This is a genomic window from Candidatus Thiodiazotropha sp. AKAK3 (assembly GCF_058244645.1).
Genome location: NZ_JBSYOQ010000048.1, coordinates 99,204 through 120,626 on the forward strand (window position 1 = coordinate 99,204; position 21,423 = coordinate 120,626).

General features: G+C 45.4%; 17 protein-coding genes. 13 read left to right on the forward strand and 4 right to left on the reverse strand.

From position 1 onward, the window contains the following. Positions 1-19: 19 nt before the first annotated feature. Entirely contained in the window at positions 20-826 is an 807-nt protein-coding gene (locus tag AC4IE7_RS09730; RefSeq protein WP_490776636.1) for a CbbQ/NirQ/NorQ/GpvN family protein, read from the reverse strand. A 418-nt stretch (positions 827-1,244) separates the two neighbouring features. Here AC4IE7_RS09730 and AC4IE7_RS09735 point away from each other — a divergent pair, with 418 nt between their 5' ends. Continuing rightward, positions 1,245-2,255, forward strand: a complete 1,011-nt coding sequence (locus AC4IE7_RS09735; RefSeq protein WP_490776637.1) for a polysaccharide deacetylase family protein — start codon at positions 1,245-1,247, stop codon at positions 2,253-2,255. Positions 2,256-2,443: 188 nt separating this feature from the next. Further along, complete coding sequence (locus AC4IE7_RS09740) at positions 2,444-3,652, forward strand: carboxylate--amine ligase (protein WP_490776638.1); 1,209 nt, start codon at positions 2,444-2,446, stop codon at positions 3,650-3,652. A 48-nt stretch (positions 3,653-3,700) separates the two neighbouring features. Here AC4IE7_RS09740 and AC4IE7_RS09745 read toward each other — a convergent pair whose 3' ends face one another. Continuing rightward, the gene (locus AC4IE7_RS09745) at positions 3,701-4,933 is read right to left on the reverse strand and encodes an O-antigen ligase family protein (protein WP_490776639.1); all 1,233 of its coding nucleotides are present in this window, start codon (positions 4,931-4,933) and stop codon (positions 3,701-3,703) included. Positions 4,934-5,690: 757 nt separating this feature from the next. Here AC4IE7_RS09745 and AC4IE7_RS09750 point away from each other — a divergent pair. The 5 genes from AC4IE7_RS09750 (at position 5,691) to AC4IE7_RS09770 (ending at position 11,902) form a co-directional block, all read left to right on the forward strand. Then, positions 5,691-6,731: a FemAB family XrtA/PEP-CTERM system-associated protein gene (locus AC4IE7_RS09750; RefSeq protein WP_490776640.1), complete on the forward strand. Its 1,041-nt coding sequence runs from the start codon at positions 5,691-5,693 to the stop codon at positions 6,729-6,731. Positions 6,732-6,739: 8 nt separating this feature from the next. Beyond that, complete coding sequence (locus AC4IE7_RS09755; protein ID WP_490776641.1) at positions 6,740-7,939, forward strand: DegT/DnrJ/EryC1/StrS family aminotransferase; 1,200 nt, start codon at positions 6,740-6,742, stop codon at positions 7,937-7,939. A gap of 25 nt (positions 7,940-7,964) precedes the next feature. Further along, entirely contained in the window at positions 7,965-9,506 is a 1,542-nt protein-coding gene (locus AC4IE7_RS09760; RefSeq protein ID WP_490776642.1) for a lipopolysaccharide biosynthesis protein, read from the forward strand. Next, a complete protein-coding gene (locus tag AC4IE7_RS09765; protein ID WP_490776643.1) occupies positions 9,503-10,684 on the forward strand; it encodes a glycosyltransferase family 4 protein in 1,182 nt (393 codons plus the stop codon). The genes AC4IE7_RS09760 and AC4IE7_RS09765 overlap by 4 nt, the downstream gene beginning before the upstream one ends. A 96-nt stretch (positions 10,685-10,780) precedes the next feature. Then, entirely contained in the window at positions 10,781-11,902 is a 1,122-nt protein-coding gene (locus tag AC4IE7_RS09770) for a glycosyltransferase family 4 protein (RefSeq protein ID WP_490776644.1), read from the forward strand. A gap of 12 nt (positions 11,903-11,914) precedes the next feature. Here the strand turns inward: AC4IE7_RS09770 and AC4IE7_RS09775 are convergent, their stop codons facing one another. Beyond that, complete coding sequence (locus AC4IE7_RS09775) at positions 11,915-12,859, reverse strand: glycosyltransferase (RefSeq protein WP_490776645.1); 945 nt, start codon at positions 12,857-12,859, stop codon at positions 11,915-11,917. Between the two features lie 334 nt (positions 12,860-13,193). Between AC4IE7_RS09775 and AC4IE7_RS09780 the strand changes: the two genes are divergently transcribed. The 3 genes from AC4IE7_RS09780 (at position 13,194) to AC4IE7_RS09790 (ending at position 16,104) form a co-directional block, all read left to right on the forward strand. Further along, on the forward strand, positions 13,194-14,324 hold the full coding sequence (locus AC4IE7_RS09780) for a glycosyltransferase (RefSeq protein ID WP_490776646.1): 1,131 nt from the start codon (positions 13,194-13,196) through the stop codon (positions 14,322-14,324). A 42-nt stretch (positions 14,325-14,366) separates the two neighbouring features. Next, positions 14,367-15,209, forward strand: a complete 843-nt coding sequence (nfo, locus tag AC4IE7_RS09785) for a deoxyribonuclease IV (RefSeq protein WP_490776647.1) — start codon at positions 14,367-14,369, stop codon at positions 15,207-15,209. Between the two features lie 94 nt (positions 15,210-15,303). Further along, positions 15,304-16,104 carry a hypothetical protein gene (locus AC4IE7_RS09790; protein ID WP_490776648.1) on the forward strand — a complete coding sequence of 267 codons (801 nt, stop codon included), beginning with the start codon at positions 15,304-15,306 and terminating at the stop codon, positions 16,102-16,104. 29 nt (positions 16,105-16,133) lie between these two features. Here the strand turns inward: AC4IE7_RS09790 and AC4IE7_RS09795 are convergent, their stop codons facing one another. Then, positions 16,134-16,262 carry a hypothetical protein gene (locus AC4IE7_RS09795; RefSeq protein ID WP_490776649.1) on the reverse strand — a complete coding sequence of 43 codons (129 nt, stop codon included), beginning with the start codon at positions 16,260-16,262 and terminating at the stop codon, positions 16,134-16,136. 13 nt (positions 16,263-16,275) lie between these two features. On the opposite strand from AC4IE7_RS09795, the gene AC4IE7_RS09800 reads away from it, so the two are divergent. The 3 genes from AC4IE7_RS09800 (at position 16,276) to soxB (ending at position 21,262) form a co-directional block, all read left to right on the forward strand. Continuing rightward, positions 16,276-18,438 carry a PhnD/SsuA/transferrin family substrate-binding protein gene (locus AC4IE7_RS09800; RefSeq protein WP_490776650.1) on the forward strand — a complete coding sequence of 721 codons (2,163 nt, stop codon included), beginning with the start codon at positions 16,276-16,278 and terminating at the stop codon, positions 18,436-18,438. A gap of 4 nt (positions 18,439-18,442) precedes the next feature. Next, positions 18,443-19,057, forward strand: a complete 615-nt coding sequence (locus AC4IE7_RS09805; protein ID WP_490776651.1) for a response regulator transcription factor — start codon at positions 18,443-18,445, stop codon at positions 19,055-19,057. 429 nt (positions 19,058-19,486) lie between these two features. Further along, positions 19,487-21,262, forward strand: coding sequence for a thiosulfohydrolase SoxB (gene soxB / locus AC4IE7_RS09810; RefSeq protein ID WP_490776652.1), 1,776 nt, complete (start codon positions 19,487-19,489; stop codon positions 21,260-21,262). Positions 21,263-21,423 lie beyond the last annotated feature (161 nt).

Here is a 21,423-nt window from a genome sequence, read left to right on the forward strand (position 1 = left end):
TGGCGTCATCTGCTACGGGTTAACCAAAAACTGCTTCGATAGCGTGATCCAGGGTGGCAACAATATCCTGATCGTCAGTGATGGGCCTGACCAGAGCCATACGACAGGCCGCTCTGGGGCTGATGCCACGATTGATCAATCTTGCTGCATAGACCAAGAGGCGGGTGGAGATACCTTCATCCAAACCATGTCCCTTAAGGTTTCGGGCGGTTTCACCAATCTTAACCAGCTTAGTGGCGTTCTCCTCATCGATGTCTGTCTCTTTAGCGATGATTGCTGATTCCAGTGCGGTTGGTGCGTAGTCGAAGTCGAGCGCTGAGAAGCGTTGTTTGGTGGATTGCTTTAGATCTTTCATCAGGCTCTGGTAACCAGGGTTGTAGGAGATCACCAGTTGGAAGTCGTCGTGCGCATTGACTACTTCGCCTTTTTTATCCAATGGCAGAGTGCGCCGATGGTCGGTTAGGGGATGGATTACCACGGTAGTATCCTGACGCGCCTCAACCACTTCATCCAGATAGCAGATTGCGCCAATACGGGCAGCAATGGTCAATGGGCCATCCAGCCACCGGGTACCTTCTGCATCGAGAAGATATCTTCCCACCAGGTCTGATGCGGTCATGTCTTCATTGCAGGCGACAGTAATCAGCGGTTTGCCCAGTCGCCAGGCCATATGTTCGACGAAACGGGATTTGCCACATCCCGTTGGCCCCTTGATCATGACGGGTAATCTCTCGGCGTAGGCTGCCATATAGAGTTCGACTTCGTCTTCCTGAGGTTGATAGTAAGGCTCCTGGCTGATCAGGTACTGGTCGATCTCGCTACTCATTACGGACTCCAAATATGATGCTCACTACTTCAGGCTCGGTGAGTCATAGATGACACGTCCAATGAACCTGTTCCTTCCGCCCTATGGTATCGGATGTTGTCTGGCTAATACACTACAACAGAAATAATAGGGTTATATCCTCAATCCAGAGCAAGATGCAGCGACTCATAGTGCTCTGCCTCTCCAGTCAGCAATTATTTGTTGCTGTCTGTTTGCAATCGATTGTATTTATAACATTTATTTGGAGTCGGGAGAGGTCAATGCAAGGACTTGGGAATAGCTTGAAAGTGGAGTATCGTAGCGGTCTGTATAGTCGGATACATGAGTATGTTCCTGATTGATCCCTCTACCTGGTCCAGTTGAGGTAAGGGCTTTTTCTGTATGGAAATATCCATTTTTTAACAAGAGCGCGCACCCTATGCGACTGATAAAGACGACCATAAAAAATACCATTGCCTACTTTTTATACTATTCAGGGCTGTTGTCACTTGTTAAAAACAGAAAGCTCCGTAATAAAGCTTTTGTACTTGCCTACCATCGTATTTTGCCAGAGAAGATGCTGGAAAAAATAAACTCGACTGCCGGGATTATTACCGATAGCGATCTTTTTCGCAGGCAGTTGAGTTGGTTGAAAAGTGAATTTCATATTATTGGTATTGATGAGGTGCAGGATCTCTTGCTTAATGGCAGAGAGATGGTTTCGAATGGCTGTCTGGTGACTTTCGATGATGGTTGGCAGGATAATTATGAATATGCCAAAGCGCCATTAGCAGAAGAGGGGATTCCAGCAACCATATTCCTTCCTTATAACTATATCGGTGAAGAACAGGTATTTTGGCAGGAAGAGATGCTGGCCCGGTTTTCCCAATTGAATAGCAGTGAGGATGATGCGGATAGAGCGCTTCTCAAACAACTTACCGGAATTGAAGCGGTGTCGGACACACATACCTTGCGCAGTGCAGTTACCGCGATGAAAAGCAGGGATTATGCAGAAATTTACGATACCTTGGATAGATTGAGAGAGCACCAGAAAGAGAAGTCGGTTAATCTGAAATATGACACCTATATGACTTGGCTGCAGGTAGAGAAGCTGGCTGCGTCGAACATCAACTTTGGCTCACATGCATTGAGTCACCGGATTCTTACTCAGATTGAGCCTGATGATGCCCGATATGAAATCTCAGAGTCGAAAAAACTTATCGAAGAGAAGATTGGTACTGAAGTCAATGCAATTGCCTATCCAAACGGAAATTGTGACACTACCATCGAGAAAATTGTCGCTGAGTCCGGTTTCCAGATGGGATTCATCATGGGAGGAGGGTATGTTTCGCAAGACTCGAATCCGATGGCGCTGCCGAGAATTAATGTCCATACCAATAATTCCCGCAACAAGCCCGTTTTTTTATGTACCATCCTGAATATTTTCTAAGCATCTTCTGAATAGGCCATGGATCGATACCTCATCACTAGATGCTGTTTCTGCATTGTGGATCTTCACAATGGTGGAGCGTTGTATGGGGTTCGTGCCTCAAATGAAGAGCCCATGGGGTGTGGCTTTAATCGACGTTTTAGGATCGACATTCAATTTGGTCAAGAGTTGCTCAGAGGTTCCTTGAGATGAATGTTCTTGTAACAGACGGGTATGCCCGGGCTGCGCTTGCGGTTACCCGATCCCTTGGATCCTCAGGACATAAGATTTTTGTTGCTTCCGAATCTGAAACCTCATTGGCTTCCTCCTCTAAGTATTGCTATCAGGGGCTGGCCTACCCCAGTCCAAGAGAAGCCCCAGAAGCCTTTTTGGATTTTCTGGTTCAGGTGGTAGAGGAGCAACAGATTCAGGTATTGATGCCTGTGACTGACGTCTGTCTGTTGCTGGTTTCGAAGCATAGGCATAGGTTTCCTGAGAGTTGTGTAATACCGATAGCAGATGACTCAGCAATCAATGCGGCAGCAGATAAAAACCATATATTGGAACTGGCAAAGTCCATTGGTATGCCTGTACCCGCCTCTTTGGTTATATCCGCCAAAGAGGAAATAGAAGAGAAGCTGGCGGGAGATGAACTGAGCTACCCTGTAGTGCTGAAGCCGGTACGCTCGAGAGTCAAGTCAGGTAATCGATGGGTCTCCACCGCCGTCGACTACGCCAAAGATAGAGTGGAGCTTGAATCGAAATTGATGAGTTATGTGGCAGAAGTCTATCCGATAATATTACAGGAACGAGTTTCCGGTGTCGGTTATGGGGCGTTCTACTGCTTTGATTCAGGTAAGTGTATCGCTAAGTTCGCCCACTCTCGTATTCGGGAAAAACCACCATCAGGTGGGGTGAGCGTGTTGCGTGAAAGCAAGCATATAGATCCGGTAGTTGATGATTACAGTCAGAAGTTGTTGAGCGCTTTGGGTTGGCATGGTGTGGCTATGGTCGAGTTCAAATATGATGAACAGAGCGGCAATGCCTATATTATGGAGATCAATGGTCGTTTCTGGGGATCTCTGCAATTGGCAATTGATGCTGGTGTGGATTTCCCACAAATTTTGCTCTCCCTTGCTTCAGATGAGAGTCGATCTGAGCCTCCCGAGTATAAAGCGGGTGTTAAAACAAGATGGTTTTGGGGCGATATCGATCTACTTCTGATCTATCTTCTGAAAAAAGGAGAGGTATTGAAACTACCGAAAGGACACCCTGGGAGATTGAAGTCGATACTCTCCATTCTGTTACCCTGGAGCAGGGGGCAGAGATTCGAGATATTGCGCCTATCTGATATAGGGCCGTGGTTTTATGAAACAAAAAAGTGGTTGAATGCCAATATCCTCAATAGAGGGGCCTGAAGGCAGACTGCTCAGCCAGGCTTATAGCCAATTTAAGTTGTGTAAGTTTCAGAATTTTCGAACCTTTTTTACTGGGACAGCCTCCAGGGGCTCCACTGCCTCTGCCACTTCACGCGATACCATTCTGTGCATACCAATGGTCAGGCCCATAAGCAGAAAGAGATGTGGGTAGAGATAGCCGGTCAGGAAGGCGGCGCAAACACTCCAGGCGAGTGTGGACCAGATCAGGCTTTGTGGCCATATTGGTGTGATATCTATTCTATCCTGGTTTTGCCGGATTAAACTCAAACTGTTCATGTTGACTTTAATGGTATGCCAGATAGTCAGTAAGTAGATGATTAGGCCAGGAAATCCATACTCTGCGATAACCTTGAAATAGACGCTGTGTGTCGATATCCATCTGACGGGGTCATCAGGTTTTCTATATATTCTGCCATATGCAGAGTTAAAACTACCCGCACCCACACCAAGAATAGGATGATCTATCGCCATCTCTGTAGCAGTACCCCAGGCTTTGATTCTGCCCATTGCAGAAGTATCCTCTTCGTAGTTGGCCAGGGTGCCCATCCTCGAGAAATAGTCGGCTGGTGAAAATAGTAGAACACCAAGGACAATAAGGCCTAACAGCGAGAAACCAGCGAGCTTTTTGCTGGAGATAAAGATGAGGTAGTAGAGAAGCCCTGTTCCAAGAGCCAGGGAGGAACCCCGTGACTGGGTACCAATAATGCCTATTACAATGATACCGGCCAAGCCAAAGTAGAGGTATTTATAGAGGGTGCTTTTGGTGGTTGAGGCAAGATGTAGGGCGAGTGGGAAGGCCAAATTCATCGACCAGCCGAAGTCATTTCCATCCCCCAGGAAAAAGCCTGCCAGGTAGTGTCCAACCCGTTCGGCACCCAGCTTATCCACATTGATGATGACCAGCGCTGCATGGGCGATAGTAAATACCAGAGTGAAGGTTCTAAAGCTCTTTTTATCACTGATCAGGTAGGCACAGATTATGGTGTAGATGAAATAGCCAATTTGAACCTTAAATGGCTCAACAGCACTGCTTCTTACAAAGCCATGAAACATGGCAAACCCGGTCAATAAGACGAAAACCAGGGTATAACTGGCAGGTTTATATTTGAAAAAATCGGAAATTTTGTTTTTGCTGACAACGGCCAACAGTAGCAGTGCTGCCAATCCCAGTGTAATAGGAAGCTTGCTGTAGATCGGCAAGTAGTGGCCGATTCCAACATATTCGCTTGTAATCAAAAATAGAAAAATAAAAAAAAGCATGGTGTGGCTGACTGCTCGACTCGGGTGAGTTGCAACTGCTGCAACTGATGATTGGCTGGAGAACGCATTGTGCTTTCAGCCAGTCATTATATTTCCTAGGGTTACTCTGATCAATTCGCGATTTGGTGCAGCTTGGCTGAAAGGCTCAAGTTCTGCAGAAAAAGCTTCATATAGTGGGCTATTCGGCGACTAAGTATGTCGTCTTCAGGCTTGAAACCCCTAACAATATGATTTTTTAAAGAGAGGCCGAAGTGTGCCTGCCTGCAGACTGCGTTATCAAAACTTGCTGTAGGAGTGCTACAGCGGCGTTTTGATGCCTTGCCGCAGGCAGGCACACTTCGGCTGAAGACAACATACTTAGTCGCTGGGTTAATAAGCTCGCTTTTCTCCTTGGATTATAAACCTTTCACCTCACTACGCACTCGATCCGGAATCTATCAGAGGTTCTTTGAAATTGATTGAAACACTAGTGCAGTGATTAAGTCAGCTATCTATCTGGAGAAGGGGGCGATTGGGCTATTTTATAAAGGGCGTGACACTATGGGCAGGCAACTCTGGTAATATGAGTTGTATCACAAAAAGATCGTTTTGGACGATAAGCAGCGCGGTTGTGTCATATTCACTTGACATAAAGAGGGTGAAATAGCTCAATTGGATCAAGTCCGGGTTGATCCTGCAGGGTAGATTGAGATGACACTTAAGAGATGCTTCCGTAGTAAAATAGACGGATACTATATATTTTTTCGGATCAGGTGAAATGTCAGATATTAAGTTATTGTCGAGTACATTGGAAAGCAGGCAGATATGGAATGACTATCTGAACAGGGCCACCGAAGCCAATTTTTACCAGAGATTTGAATGGCAGGAGTTGAATGAAACCCATTTTGGGCATCAGGTCTATTCGATAGCGTCGCAAGATAGTAAACAGGTAGATGGGGTGCTGCCCCTGGTTTTGATAGAGAGCCGACTTTTTGGCAAGATTTTGTGTTCCATGCCCTTTGTTAACTTTGGCGGCGCCTGCGCAGATTCGATCGAAACCGAAAAAGCGTTGATAGAACATGCAATTTCACTCGCTGACCAGCATCAGGTGGATTATCTGGAATTGAGGACGACGAAGAGTTCACCTCTGGGACTGCCTGAATCGACTAAAAAAGTCTCCATGTCGATCAAGCTGGAAGATGATCATGAAAAGCTCTGGTCGGCTTTCAAATCGAAGCATCGAACCAATATTAGAAGGGTCTATAAGAATGACATTCGTGTGGTTTCAGGCCATGCCGAATTACTGGAAGACTTCTACCAGGTAATGAGTCATTCCTGGCGAGACCTCGGTACGCCATTCTATAAAAAAGGCTACTTTCAGAAACTGCTCGATCTTTTCTCAAAAGATGATATCAAGATCTTTGTTACCTATCTGGGAGACAAGCCGATCTGTGTGGCGTTGAATGGCTACTACAAAAAGACGGTTGAGGGGATGTGGATGGGTACTGTACAGGAGTTCCGCAAACTTCAGCCAACCTACGCCTTATACTGGGAGATGATCAAGGACAGCTGTGAGATGGGATGTATAGATTATCATCTTGGCAGATCGACAGCCGATTCAACTGGTGAGGCATTCAAAAAGAAATGGAATGCTGAAATGAAGCAGCTCTACTGGCAATACCACATGCCACAGGGCGGTGAGATGCCTCAGCTGAATGTGGATAATAGAAAATATAAGATAGCCATTGATGTGTGGAAAAAACTGCCACTACCTGTCGTAAGTATGATCGGCCCCCTTATCTCTAAGAGTATTCCCTAGAGCCTCATATGTTGAAACACCTCTCTCCTACTGGCTCACCAATTAAACTATTTGAACTGGTTAGCTGGTTCTATTCTGCACTCAGTGGTTCTGGAGATAGGGCCAAGCTCCAGAATATGGTCAAGAGGTTGCTGAATAGGGAGTACAGTTTTCTCTATTCGACAGGTCGAGGCGCGATGACTGAGCTGCTTTCAGCTGTCAAGGCGCTTCACGGTAAGCATGGAGAGCGAAATGAAGTCATCCTGCCGGCATATACCTGCTACTCTGTGGCAAGCTCAGCCATAAACGCAGGGTTAAAAATCAGGCTGTGTGATATCGATCCGCAGACACTCTCCTATGATCTGCAAAAGCTGCGTGAAATAGATTTTTCAAGGGTAGCTGCAATTGTTAGTGCCAATCTATACGGCCTGCCGAATGATTTGGGGGCGCTTGAGAGAGTTGCTATGGAACATGGGGTGCTATTGATTGACGATGCTGCGCAATCACTCAATTCAAAGATAGATGGGCGCCATGTGGGGACTTATGGATATGCGGGTATATTGAGTTTAGACAAGGGCAAGAATGTCACCTCAATGCAGGGTGGATTGATTGTGACGAATGATAGTGAGCTTGCTGAATATCTGGATAAGGCCTCAGAGCAGCTTTCCGATCTGAGCAGTAAAAGCAAATTCATAGAGTTTGTGAAAGTCTTTGTCTATTTTCTGTTTCTCAATCCTTATGCTTACAAAATACCTGCAAATATCAGTTTTTCCGGGCTGGGTGAGACAAGGTTTGAAACTGAGGTTGAAGTCAAGGCCTATCCAGAGTTTCTCTCATCCTTGGCGATTGCTCAATTTGACAGAGTGGAGCTGATCACTGAATCACGTGTTTCACGCGGCGAATTCTACGAACAGACCCTTAATCCGGGTAGCGGCGTATCTAAAATAGCCAAACTGGAATCCACAGAGCCAGTTTATCTTAGATATCCAATACTGGTTCATGATGGTGATCTGCGTTCAGATTTGTTAACACAGTATCGTCAGTATGGTATATCAGCCTCATATCCGGAACCTTTGAATCTCTTATCCGAAATAGAGGCGCATCTGGTAACCAGAGAGGCATGTCCAGGTGCTGAACGTGTGGCACGAGAGATCGTAACACTACCTACCCATGCCTTTGTCACAGACAATGATGCAAAGCGTATTTGTGAGATTGTGAATAAGCTGTAGTTATAAACGGCTCATTGGATTTAAAATGGAAAAGAGCAGGATAATAAAAAACCTATTCTCGAATTGGTCCGGTCTATTAATCTCAATAGTCGTCTCTTTCTTTCTTGCACCTTTTGTTGTTCACAATTTAGGCAATGAATTATATGGTGTGTGGACCATTATCAATCAGTTTACAGGCTATATGTATCTGTTTGATTTTGGTGTTCGTGAATCGGTCATTCGATATACATCTCATTCAATAGCCAAGAAAGACCCTAAGATATTGGAAGAGGTGTTGAGTGTCTCTTTTATTATCTACTTTTTCATATCCATTGGAACAATTCTTGTTTCAATAGTGCTGTCACTCTATTTTTCTGAGATTTTTGGTGTTGATGAATCTATAGCAAAAGTGGCATCGATCACCGTTTTATTGGTTGGAGCGACAATCGCACAATTCTTTATCTTCAATATTTTTTCAGGGGTATTGATGGGGTTGCAGCGTTATGACATTTTCAATGTTGTAAATATTCTGACAACACTCGCGAAAGCGGCAGCTTTTGTGATACTGCTGAAGCTTGGGTATACGATTGTGGCAATGGCAGCCAGTCAAATGATCCTCGGCTTTTTGGGTGGGCTCTATCTGCTCCACTCTGCAAAATCTGCTGCCAGCAAGCATGATGTGCAATTTAAACTCAGATTCAGACTTGATGCAGGATTACGCAAAGTTGCCAGGAAGGTGGTGAATTATAGCGCTTTTGTCTTGATCAATAATCTGGGCCAGAAAATTGTATTTATGACTGACGCTATCGTTATTGGTATTTTTATGCCGGTTGCCTCAGTCACCTTTTATGCAATCGCCGGGACTTTAATCGAATATTTGAGAAAGCTGGTTGTCGTTACAGCTCAGGTACTGATGCCTATGGTAGCCCACTATAGTGCATTGGATGACCAGGAGCGTATTAAGAAGACTGTTGTCGACGGCTCTAAACTGACCCTGTTTATCTCATTTCCTGTTGCCTTGGTATTCATCGTGCTCGGTGGTGAATTCATCGCACTTTGGATGGGTGAAGAGTTTAGAGAGTTGTCTGGATTGGTGTTAATGATACTTGCTGTGTCACAAATATTTTCCGCACCCCACCAAACACTTTCCAGCGTTTTGTATGGGATGGATAAACACAAAATGCTTGCATTTTTTAGAATTGGTGAAGCTATAACCAATCTGATTCTGAGTATTGTACTTTTGCAGATCTACGGTATTGCTGGTGTAGCATTGGGTACAACCATTCCACATATAATATTAACAGCCATTATATTGCCTATTTACACGACTAGAGTGATAGGTATGGATCTGCTGAAATATTACCTATTGGGCTATATCAGGCCAATCATTGCTGCAATACCTTTCTTGGGAATGGTTTTGTATGTTAAACATTATCTTCAATTTGACAGTTTGGCTGTTTTCTTTGCAGTTGTCGCAGGGGCATCATTGATCTATTTGGCTATCTCCTTCTGGATTATATTTACTGCCAGTGAAAGGCAGGGTATATACGATAAAATCAAACCGTTATTGAAGAGAGTGCAAAATTGAAAAAGACAAAAATAGTCTATTTGGAACATTGCATTGATCATACTATCGGTGGATCACACTACTGTTTACTGGAAATATGTCGTGCGCTTGATAAAGAGCGTTATGATGCCACTGTGGTTTTCTACGAAGAGAATGATCTGGTTTCAGAGTTCAGGGATACGGGGTTTAAGGTAAGAATTGAAGAGCCGTTCCAGGCTTCTCAGTTCGGCGAGAATTTGCCTGCGCCACTTCGAAGAGTTTTTAGACTGCCAGTGAACTATTTCAATATGATGGTATTGAGAGTATTCAAATGGCGAAAAATTCTACAGCAGGAAAATGCAGATATATTGCACCTGAATAATACATTTTCCACAGATCATGACGCTTTGATAGCAGCGAAATCTTTAAAAATTGCTGTGGTTTCACATGTGCGTGGTATTGAACCAAGAATCAATAAGCTCGGGCTTCTGTTCAGTCGCTCGCTAGATAGAATCATTGCAATATCAAAAGCGGTAAAACAGAACCTGCTTAATCAAGGTGTTTCAGATGAAAATATAACGCTGATTTACGATGGAATTAATGAAAACAGAATTACAGATGGGGTTAAAGAGAACTATCTGAACTCCAAGTATGATCTAAAACAAGAGCAGACGATATTTGGTGTTGTTGGAAATATCAAACCCTGGAAGGGTCAAAAACTGCTGGTTGAGGCAGTCGCTTTGCTGAAGGAAAAACATGAAGATTTCAGCTGTTTTCTAATTGGATCCATCACAGATTCATCCTATCGGGATGAAATAGAGCGATTGATTGAAAAGCATCAGTTACAAAATCATATTGTCATAACTGGGTATCAAAAAAATGTACCTGATTACGTTAACTCATTTGATATTTTTGTCCATACTTCGGTGGAGCCGGAACCTTTCGGAATCGTCATCATTGAGGCACTCGCTTTAAAGAAGGCGGTCATTGTTTCGAATATCGGTGCGCCACAGGAGATTATTGTAGATGGTGAATCCGGGTTGTTGTTTGATATAGAGTCGGTCGAGGATTTGGCCGCAAAATTAGATTCTCTGATTCGGGATGATGTGCGCAGAAAAATGCTCGGTGAGGCAGGCTACACGAGGTTCCGGGATAATTTTACAATTCATATAAATGTTGATGGTATCTGTGGCGTCTATGATGAGGTCATTAAATCGTAGATTTACAAAATCGTCGTAAGGGTTAAAATGAAAGGACGGATTTAAACAACTAAGTTATTCTTTGTGGGAATAAAATTCGGGAAGAATGTGCAAATAATGCAAGATAAAGTTGTTGTACTGGATATTAGAGATTCTCCCTGGTGTGATGGTCCAGGGAGGACAATAATTGAAGTAGCACGGGGTTTAAGGGAACAAGGGATCGAGATCAAAATTGCAAGTTTTGTCTCAGATAATCGTCGTGAGTCAGATTACCTTGATAAGGCAAGAGAAGATGGTCTCGACTGCCTGGAGATAGAGGAGTCCAAAACCCTGGATTTCACCATCATCGGTCAGATTCTTGAATATAATAAGCAGACCCCGATCGACATTATTCATACTCATGATCTGAGATCGAATCTGTATGGGTTGTTTGCTGCAAAAAAATTAAAAGTGCCCATTATCACAACTGCTCATGGATGGGTTGCCAATACCTTATTACGAAAAATTGAAATATTTGCTGATAAGCTCCTGTTGTCCTATTTTTTCGACACGGTGATTACTGTTTCCGACCAGACACAGAAAAAACTAAGAAAATTTCGTCCGAACAGTACTCGCCTGGTTACTGTTCATAACACACTTGAAACTCAAAACTATCATATTGAAGATTCCGGTAAGATCAGGAAATCTTTGAATATTACGAACAAAACGCCACTGATTGCGAAGATTGGCAGGTTAAGTCCAGAAAAGCGCCAGGAGTTGCTGTTAGCAGCTGTCAAACAACTTGTCGATGAGGGGTATGACTTTCGTTTGCTTCTGATCGGTATTGGTCCAGATGAGAATCATCTCAGAAAGCTGACAGAGTCACTGGGGTTGGGTAATGTGGTTGAATTTAAAGGGTTTATTCGGGATATGCTGCCTGTTTACAGTGAGCTCGATTTGGTGATTCAAACCTCATCAACTGAGGGTATGCCAAATGTTGTTCTCGAATCGATGCTGATGCGGGTACCTGTAATAGCTACAGATGTGGGAGGTACCGCTGAGATAATCAACAGTCAGGATGTGGGTACCTTGATCGAAGCCGATAACAAGTCGCAGCTTGTCGATGAGTTAAGATTATTTCTGGATAATCCTATGAAATATCAGCAAAAAGTAGATATGGGTGAGCAGCGTATCAGAGAAAAATTTGACTCTTCGGTACGTTTGGAAAAGATGGCCTCTATCTACAACAAGATGGTCTGAAACAGCTTCCAATTAGAGTTTGAATAAAACCTTAAATATCGAGATGCTCCTGCCTAGGAAGTAGAAGTAGAATATTATACTGTTGATCAGGATCAGTTTAGGTTTAGGGCCAAACTTGTAGAGTGCAGATGCAAGCAGTAGTAAAACGATGGATATGAGGATGACAACTGAGAGCAGACTCAGTTGCATACTGGCAGTGAAGATTAAGCTGAGATGTAAGATCAGAAAAATATTGGTTGCGAATTGAACATTCGAGCAGCAGATTACATCGAAAAACTTTCTGGTTCTTGTACCATGCCAAGCCTCCCTCTTAACAAAGGTATAGAGGTCATTCGGATAGCCGTGGTGTAAGACCTTCAATTTCTGGTTATTGATGATTCTGGCGTTTTGAGTGGTTTTTGCTCTTATTGAAAGATCTGTATCTTCCCCTGTAACCAGGTCAGGATTGAACCCATTTATGTTGTCAAAGAGTTCCTTGTGAATGATAAGGTGACCACTATTGATGTAGTTTCCTGACTCTCCCTGACTGGAGGAGAACCAATATTTTTCAAGAAAGTTCTCTTCGTTTGCAATACTGCATTTTGATCCGGTGATAATATTTCTATCCTCTTCGAGCATCTTGCGTGTTACAGGAAACTCTTCAGACCACTCCTGAGTTAACTCTACATCGCCATCAAGAAAGATATAGATAGTTCCACTGCTATTAGTGGCGCCTGCATTCCGAAGGCCGGCGATGTTCAATTCTGGCTCGAACAAAACAGTGGCGCCTTTTTCTTCGGCTATTGACCTGGTTCTATCAGTTGATCCGTTGTCCACAACTATCACTTCGTGAGCAATATGCTTGTTGTGTAGATGGATTGAGTCTATCAGTCGCCCGATATTCTCCTCTTCATTCATTGTGGGGATAATGAACGAAAGCGCTATATTCTTATCGTGAGAGTCGGCAGTGGATTCCATGATTGATATTATAACTTTGGCTCAGGTTAAATCGCTCTTCTACCGAGCAAGGTATAAGCTGCACGAGGCTTAGGTGGTGCCGTGTAAGCCATTCTATTACTGATCTCCTATTTGAGGCAAATTACCTGCTACGCAGATGGGATTACTTAAAGTGAGATTGAGAGCAGGTCAGGTTCTACCTGATTACTGCTAAGGGAGATAACTGCTGCAGTATACGTCGCCCAATCAGGTGATTGTTCAAGCTTCTCCAGATAGCAAAAGGTTATTACATAATGAGCTTAGAAATGTCATAATCGCCAAGACAATATAAACTTTTTATATATACAGAGTTATTATGGAATTTGTGCTTTGGGGCTCATTCTTCGTGGTTTTCTATGCCTATTTTGGGTACCCGATTCTGTTGTCCTTAGTCAATGCTTTGAGTAGTAAAATTGACTATAAATCCCTTGATTATCCAGCAGATATATCTGTTTCTCTGATTATTCCTGTGCATAATGAACAGGCGGTTATCTCGCGAAAGCTCGATAATACGCGAGAGTTGGATTTTTCTGGTGATTTGCAGGTGGTGATCATCTCCGATGGATCAACGGACGATACGGCGAAGATCGTGCATGGCTATGAAGGGCTAAAGAAGATAACCTTCATTGAACTGGAGGAGAGAAAAGGCAAAGCGAATGGACTGAATGCAGGATTGGAAGCGGCTACTGGAGATGTTGTTGTCTTTTCAGATGCCTCTATCATGCTAGATTCAAGGGCGATTACCGAACTGGTACGACCTTTTGCTGTAGCAGAAATCGGCTGTGTTTCTGGAGAGGATATCATCGAAGGAGATAGCGGTGAGGGGTTGTATGGCAAATATGAACTGTTCCTGCGAAGACAGGAGTCTGCGACAGGTTCTATTGTTGGGGCCAGTGGATCTCTCTATGCCCAGAGACGAGAGATAGTAACGCCATTTATAGAGGGTGTGGCCCCCGATTTTTATTCGGTTCTCAATACTGTGGAACAAGACTACAGGGCAATTTCAATATCCGAATCATTTGGGTATATGAAAGCTGCAAAATCACAGAAAGATGAGTTTAACCGTAAGGTACGTACCTTCATAAGGGGCATTACTGCTCTTTTCAAAAAAGCCAATCTGTTAAACCCCTTTAGATATCCCCGTTTCTCCCTATATCTGATATCCCATAAACTGATCAGATGGCTGGTACCCTTTTTCCTGATTTCCTTGTTGGTCAGCAATATCTTTCTGCTAGGCGATGGTTTTTATGGGTTTCTGTTTATCCTGCAGATTGCTTTCTATGGGATCGCTGCGGTAGCAGCAATGAATGAGTCAGTTTTAAAGGCACTACCGATAACCAAGGTTCCACTCTTTTTTGTCTCAGTGAACATATCGATACTGACAGCCTGGGTAAAGTATCTCTCTGGAACCCGGCAAGAGATTTGGGCGCCAACCAAGCGCTCTTAAAGCTGGATAATCGAAGTCTCAATAGATCCTAGGGTTTATCAGATGAAATATGTTGGTGCGCACGTCAGTGCATCCGGGGGAGTTCAGAATGCACCCCTCAATGCTCAGTCGATAGGTGCCAGAGCTTTTGCTCTATTTACAAAAAATCAGCGCCAATGGAGAGCAAAGCCATTGAGCGAAGAGTCGATAGAGGCGTTCAAAACGAACCTTAAGCGTGTCGGTATATTAAGCCGGCATGTGCTTCCACATGATAGTTATTTAATCAATCTAGGGCATCCTGAAAAGGAGGGGCTTGAGAAATCCAGATCTGCTTTTCTGGAAGAGATGCAGCGATGTGAGCAGTTGGGGCTGCCACTGCTCAATTTTCACCCTGGGGCAACCTTAAGAAAAATTAGTGAGCAGGAGAGTTTGCAACGGGTTGCCGATTCGATCAATTGGTGTCTGGATCAGACTCATGGGGTGACGGCAGTTATTGAAAACACAGCTGGTCAGGGTAGCACTTTAGGTTATGATTTCGGGCACCTCGCGACCATTATTGATGGGATTGAGGATAAGAGCCGAATTGGTGTCTGTCTCGATACCTGTCATACCTTTGTGGCAGGCTATGATCTACGTACGGCTGCAGCCTGTGAAAAGACATTTAAGGAATTTGACCTTACCGTCGGGTTTAAATACCTGTGTGGTATGCATCTCAATGACAGCAAGCCGGAGTTGGGGGCACGAGTAGACCGTCACCATAGTCTTGGAGCGGGGAAGATTGGTTGGGAACTGTTCCGTTATATTATGCAGGATGAGCGTTTTGACGATATTCCTTTGATCCTGGAGACCATAGATGACACGCTATGGGCGGATGAGATTGCAACCCTCTATGGATTTCAGAATTAGATTCTTAATAATTTAATTTGGTTTGTGAGGTGGTTTCTCGATAGAATATGCGCTACAGAAGAACCTTGGAATAGGGAAGTTAGAGGACTCTGCCATGTCACTTTTGGAAAAATTAAAAGAGGAAGCCCGCAAACAGCAAGAAGCTGAGGGCGCCAATTGCGAAGCGACCAGACTTGAAGAGCTCTACCAGTCGCGTTTCAAATCCCCAATGCGATCCATCATGAAGTATCTCTCCGAGCTGACCGATCAGTTGAAGATACTTGAACATGAGGTGAGGCACGATTACTCCCTGCCCGGGCTAGGTCAGGTAACAGGTTTACTGAATTCCGACTATGTCGTGAATGCAGATAGTTCAGAGAATACAAGGGTTGTTCGATTACGATTCAATTGTATTTCTGACAATGAACTGACTTTTGCGATTACACCCAAATCGAAGGCGGATGAGGCTTGCGCTTTTCTGGATGCCCAGACAATGCGTTATACTGAGTGGCCAATACGTGATCATGAACAGCGGGTTGTTGGTCTGAATTTACAACTGAGTGTAAAGGTCAAGGTGAACTTTCTGTTTCAGGCCGATCCTGAGTTGGGTTCCATACGAATGTTCGTCTCCAATTTCAATGGTTTTAAGGTGGAGAAGAGTCTCATTCAGCCGGAAAAGGTGGATGAAGCCTGGCTCGATACTCTGGGTAATTATCTTCTGCGCAATCGCGCAAATATGGTTGACCTGGAGATAGATGAGTCTCAAAGAAACTCCATTCGTCAACGCCTGGAGGAGGCTAAACTTCAGCGTGAAGCCGAGTTGCAGGAAGCCTTGATTCGTGAGCAAATTGAGCGTGAGCAGATTCACGAAAAATCGTTGATCGGTAAGTTGAAATCGTTAACAGATCGACGTTGACGCGATTGACCCGGTGAGCAAATAGTTTCTTACAGGGTTTCCTGCATACCAATCGGCAGCTTTGCTGAACTGTGGTGACAATCCCAGGCAGTTGTACACTTTGGCATCTCGCCACTATCAATAAGTGGCTGATAGCTTGTCAGAATCAGCTTTTTCACATACTCTCAGTGAATGACCATTTTCGGTGATTCATTCCGCTACCTGTTTTTCTTTGGGTTACTATCGCTACAGTTATGCTGCTCTTCACTGGTATATGCCGATACTGTCCGTATCGGTGTGCTTAGCCATCGAGGGGATCAGGCGACGCTGAGGATGTGGGGTCCAACAGCAGAGTATCTAAGTGCCAGCATTCCCTTACACGATTTTATTATCAGGCCCTTGAAATTTGATGAGGTCAATCCTGTTGTCGCTGCTGGGGAGGTGGACTTTGTTCTGGTCAATCCAGGGATATATGTCAATCTTGAAGTGAAATACAGGGTGTCGCGTATTGCCACGCTCTACAATCGACGAAACGATGTGCCCTACAAGATTTTTGGGGGGGTAATCTTCACCCGCCATGATCACTCTGAAATCAATACCCTTGATGATATTCGCGGACATACCATGATGGCAGTCTATACCACCTCACTGGGTGGGTTTCAGATGGCTATGCGTGAAATGGTTGAACATGACATCGATCCCTACTCCGACCTGAAGGAGCTTAGGTTTGGTGGCATTCATGATCGTGTGGTGATGTCTGTCTTAAACGGTGAAGTGGATATTGGTACCGTGCGAACCGACATCCTGGAGCGAATGGCCTCAGCTGGAACCATCGATCTGAAAGACTTCCGGATTATTAATCCCCAAAAGGTTAGCGAATTTCCATTTGCACTGAGTACCCGGCTCTATCCCGAGTGGCCTTTCAGTAAGGTCGCACATACTGCGGATAATCTTGCACAACAGGTTGCAGTGGCACTGTTGAATATGCCTCATGATCATCATGCTGCCCTGGCCGGAGCTTATGCGGGCTGGACCATACCGCTCGATTATCAGCCGGTACACGATCTCTTTATGTCATTGAAATTACCCCCCTACCAGTATCTGGGTAAATTTACCTTGGTGGATGCGATCAGTCGCTATCGATACTGGTTAATGGGGGGATTGCTGATGTTGTTGTTCATGGTGGTGATGACCTTATGGGTGATGCGACTGAATAACGAGTTACAGAAGGCGAAAGATCGCCTTGAGTTACAGCATGAGTTAATTCTTGACTCCGTTGCAGACGGTATCTACGGCGTGGATATGAACGGTCGATCTACATTTTTTAATAAGGCAGCTGAAAGGATCACCGGCTGGGGTGCGGATGATGTGATCGGACAAAATCAGCATGAGATCCTGCACCACTCTCATAAGGATGGCTCTCCTCATCGTGCGACGGACTGCCCTGTCTATCAGACTTTTCGTGATAACGAAGCCAGATATATCTCTGATGATGTTTTTTGGCGCAAGGACAGTACCAGCTTTCCAGTGGAATACAGTAGTACGCCTATACGGGATGAAGGCGGCAAAACCGTTGGTAGTGTTGTGGTGTTTCGCGATATCACCAGGCGCAAAAATGCAGAGGAGAAGGCTCAAAAACATCAGATCGAATTGGCTCGGGCAGGGCGTTTGAGTACTTTGGGTGAGATGGCTTCGGGGATAGCCCATGAGTTGAACCAGCCACTGACGGCGATCTCTACGAACGCTCAGGCGAGTATGCGTATCCTCGAATCCGATAGAACTAATATCAATGTCTGTGTGGATGTGATGGAGAAGATTGCCGCTCAGGCTGATCGTGCGGGAGAGATCATCCGCCAGTTACGACGATTGGTACGCAAAGAGCCACTGGAAAATGCAGAGGTGGATGTTAACGATTTGGTTAATGCAGTAGCGGTTCTGATCCGCCCTGATATAAACCGCGCGGAGGTGCGACTGGAGATGGATATGCAGAAGCCATTGCCGAAAGTGCTTGCACAGCCTATACAGATAGAGCAGGTAATTCTAAATTTAGCACGTAATGCGATAGAGGCATTGGCTGAAGTGAGCGACCGAGAACGTATACTACACATCGTCACAAGAGAGGATTCGAAGGAGTCTATACGACTCTGGGTTAGGGATAATGGGCCGGGTATCAAAGCAGAACTGGAATCCACCCTGTTTGATCCCTTTGTGACAAGCAAGTCTGATGGCATGGGGCTCGGTCTTTCCATCAGTTATGGGATCATTGAGGCGCACGGTGGTAAACTGTCGATCAATCCGGACTATCGAACCGGAGCCGAGTTCAGTTTCAATTTGCCAGTTGGGGAGGCAGGTTAACGCGATGGATCAAAGCATACCAACAGTGTTCGTAGTGGATGATGACGAAGAGGTGCGGAGTGCATTGAAGTTACTCTTCGAATCGGTTGGCTTGCCGGTAATCTGTTTTGCATCGGCACTCGAATATCTGGATCGATTTGATGGCGCCCTGCCGGGTTGTCTGGTGGTGGATATCCGAATGCCAGGTATGAGTGGCCTTGATATGCAGGAGAAGCTGAACGAGTATCCGATTTTTCCGCCGGTGATTATCATTACTGGTCATGGGGATGTACCGATGGCAGTGCGCGCAGTTCAGGCAGGCGCTGTGGATTTCATCGAAAAGCCATTTCGTGATCAGATTTTGCTGGATAGTGTGCATAGAGCGATTGAGATGGACGCGAAGATGCGGGGAGAGGCCTCTCGGTTGTCAGAGATTCGTGAGCATCTTGATCAGCTGACACCCAGAGAGCGGGAGGTACTTGACCTGGTCATCAGCGGAATGCGTAATAAGAATATTTCAGAGCAGCTGGGAATCACTCTTTCCACCGTTGAGGCCCATCGCTCCAGAGTAATGGAGAAGATGCAGGCAGACTCCCTCTCTCATCTGATGAGGATGATGCTGACCCTGGAGCAGGAGTAGATTGCTCTGGCAGAAGAGATTCACATACTGGTGCCGGATCAAGACAATCAATCCGGAAACTTGTGATTGCCCCGCAGCGACCAATATAGTGAAGAGCGGCTTCTGAATAAATGAGTTATGGAAAACCACAACTACCAGTCGAGTATGTTGGTATTTCAAGGGACCACAAAGGGTTGGATAATAGCGCCTCCCCATGAACGCCCGGAGCGAAGAGAGGGGATGTCGGCCAGTTGGATGGCTGGAGGGCTTTTTTCAAACAGGCGCCTTCCGGTGATTCAACTGGTTTTTTTAGTCCGGCAACCTAATCGATTGGATTCGGACTAATTCCGACCACTAGGTACCTCAAACGTTGATAGCTGTGAACCCAAGAGCTGCCAGTTCCGCGGCATGCGGGTTCAGCATCCCATATAACTGGAGGATGAGATAAGAATGACTATTTCAAGACGTGAATTTCTACGCCTGATGGGGCTTGCCGGAGCTGCCGGAATGATGCCTTCATCTGTCTTCGCAGCTGCCAAGCAGCCCGCGGATCTCTATGAGGTACCCAAGTTTGGCAATCTCTCACTGATGCATATCACTGATACCCATGCCCAACTCAACCCCATCTATTTTCGCGAACCGAATGTCAATCTGGGGATTGGATATGCCTTCAATAAGGCGCCCCATCTGGTTGGCGACAATCTGTTGAAACATTTCGGAATCACGCCAGGTGGTATCGAATCACACGCCTACAGTTATCTCGATTTTGATTCTGCAGCGGGTAAGTTCGGCAGGGTAGGTGGCTTTGCCCACCTGAAGACCTTAGTGCAGCGTCTTCGTGACGACCGAGGTCCTGGCAATAGTCTGTTGCTGGATGGCGGGGATACCTGGCAGGGTTCAGGGACAGCCTACTGGACTCGAGGCAAGGATATGGTCGGCGCCTGCAACCGGTTGGGTGTTGATGTGATGACAGGCCATTGGGAATTCACCTATCTAGACAAAGAGGTGATTGAGAACGTCAACGAATTTCAGGGTGAATTTGTCGCTCAGAACGTAAAGGTTCGTGACGAGGCACTATTCGACTACAACTATTCCGATTTTGAAGGTTTTGACGAGGATGAAGGCAATGCCTTCAAGCCCTATGTTATCAAACAGGTAGGTGGTGCCCGTGTTGCCGTAATTGGACAGGCCTTCCCCTATACCCCAATAGCCAATCCACAGCGCTTCATACCCGATTGGACCTTCGGTATCCAGGATGATCTGATGCAGGATGTTGTCGACAGCGTAAGGGAGAATGAGAAACCCGATGTCGTGGTTGTCCTCTCGCACAATGGAATGGATGTCGATCTTAAGATGGCGTCCAGAGTTAGCGGGATCGATGCGATATTCGGCGGTCATACCCATGATGGTATGCCTGCTCCCACCGTTGTTAAGAACTCAGGCGGAAAGACCCTGGTGACCAATGCCGGCTCGAACGGTAAGTTTCTTGGCGTTATGGATCTGGATGTCAAGGGTGGCAAAGTTAGGGATTTTCGTTATCGATTGTTACCGATATTTTCCAATATCCTGCCCGCAGATAAACAGATGCAGGCTTATATCGATGAGGTGCGGGCCCCTTACGCGAAGCAGCTCAATGAGGAGCTGGCAGTTACCGAAGAGACACTCTACCGTCGGGGTAACTTCAACGGTACCTTTGACCAGGTAATCTGTGATGCTCTGACTACTGTGAATGATGCTCAGATCTCCCTCTCACCGGGTTTTCGTTGGGGTACAACGGTACTCCCAGGTCAGAAGATAACCATGGACAATGTCATGGATCAGACCTGCATCACCTATCCTGAGACCTATCGCAGGGAGATGAAGGGGAGTGAGATCAAGGCAATCCTTGAGGATGTTTGTGACAATCTTTTCAACAAGGACCCCTACTATCAACAGGGTGGTGACATGGTGCGCTTAGGTGGACTCGATTATGTCTGTGAACCTGGTGCTGGTTTTGGCAAGCGCATAACCGATATGACCCTGGATGATGGAACCAAAGTTGAGGCGAGTAAAAATTACACGGTTTCCGGTTGGGCCACTGTCGGTTCCAAATCCCCAGGTGAACCGATCTGGGATGTGGTGGCGAAATATCTGCGTGATCAGAAAACCGTCAAGATCGACAAACTCAATACACCTAAATTGGTTGGTGTGAAGGGTAATCCAGGATTGGCGGACTATCCTTACTGATATTTTTGGTTGTTTTATGGGTATCTGATGTGTGATGGTGCGGCAGGGCCGCACCCTACCCGTCGGTTATTAACGGTAGGTCGCTGGCGTCTCTTTTTTCCGCTGAAATTCTTTAGGGCAGGGCCACGCCGTCACCAAAAAACTATGTAGAGTCGTAGGGT

Bases quoted from the DNA above. Each gene is read 5' to 3' on its own strand.
- AC4IE7_RS09780 (WP_490776646.1), top strand. From the start codon at position 13,194: ATGGAATTTGTGCTTTGGGGCTCATTCTTCGTGGTTTTCTATGCCTAT.
- AC4IE7_RS09770 (WP_490776644.1), top strand. From the start codon at position 10,781: ATGCAAGATAAAGTTGTTGTACTGGATATTAGAGATTCTCCCTGGTGT.
- AC4IE7_RS09775 (WP_490776645.1), bottom strand. From the start codon at position 12,859: ATGGAATCCACTGCCGACTCTCACGATAAGAATATAGCGCTTTCGTTC.
- AC4IE7_RS09740 (WP_490776638.1), top strand. From the start codon at position 2,444: ATGAATGTTCTTGTAACAGACGGGTATGCCCGGGCTGCGCTTGCGGTT.
- nfo (WP_490776647.1), top strand. From the start codon at position 14,367: ATGAAATATGTTGGTGCGCACGTCAGTGCATCCGGGGGAGTTCAGAAT.
- AC4IE7_RS09800 (WP_490776650.1), top strand. From the start codon at position 16,276: ATGACCATTTTCGGTGATTCATTCCGCTACCTGTTTTTCTTTGGGTTA.
- AC4IE7_RS09735 (WP_490776637.1), top strand. From the start codon at position 1,245: ATGCGACTGATAAAGACGACCATAAAAAATACCATTGCCTACTTTTTA.
- AC4IE7_RS09755 (WP_490776641.1), top strand. From the start codon at position 6,740: ATGTTGAAACACCTCTCTCCTACTGGCTCACCAATTAAACTATTTGAA.
- AC4IE7_RS09730 (WP_490776636.1), bottom strand. From the start codon at position 826: ATGAGTAGCGAGATCGACCAGTACCTGATCAGCCAGGAGCCTTACTAT.
- AC4IE7_RS09745 (WP_490776639.1), bottom strand. From the start codon at position 4,933: ATGCTTTTTTTTATTTTTCTATTTTTGATTACAAGCGAATATGTTGGA.
- AC4IE7_RS09760 (WP_490776642.1), top strand. From the start codon at position 7,965: ATGGAAAAGAGCAGGATAATAAAAAACCTATTCTCGAATTGGTCCGGT.
- soxB (WP_490776652.1), top strand. From the start codon at position 19,487: ATGACTATTTCAAGACGTGAATTTCTACGCCTGATGGGGCTTGCCGGA.
- AC4IE7_RS09790 (WP_490776648.1), top strand. From the start codon at position 15,304: ATGTCACTTTTGGAAAAATTAAAAGAGGAAGCCCGCAAACAGCAAGAA.
- AC4IE7_RS09805 (WP_490776651.1), top strand. From the start codon at position 18,443: ATGGATCAAAGCATACCAACAGTGTTCGTAGTGGATGATGACGAAGAG.
- AC4IE7_RS09750 (WP_490776640.1), top strand. From the start codon at position 5,691: ATGTCAGATATTAAGTTATTGTCGAGTACATTGGAAAGCAGGCAGATA.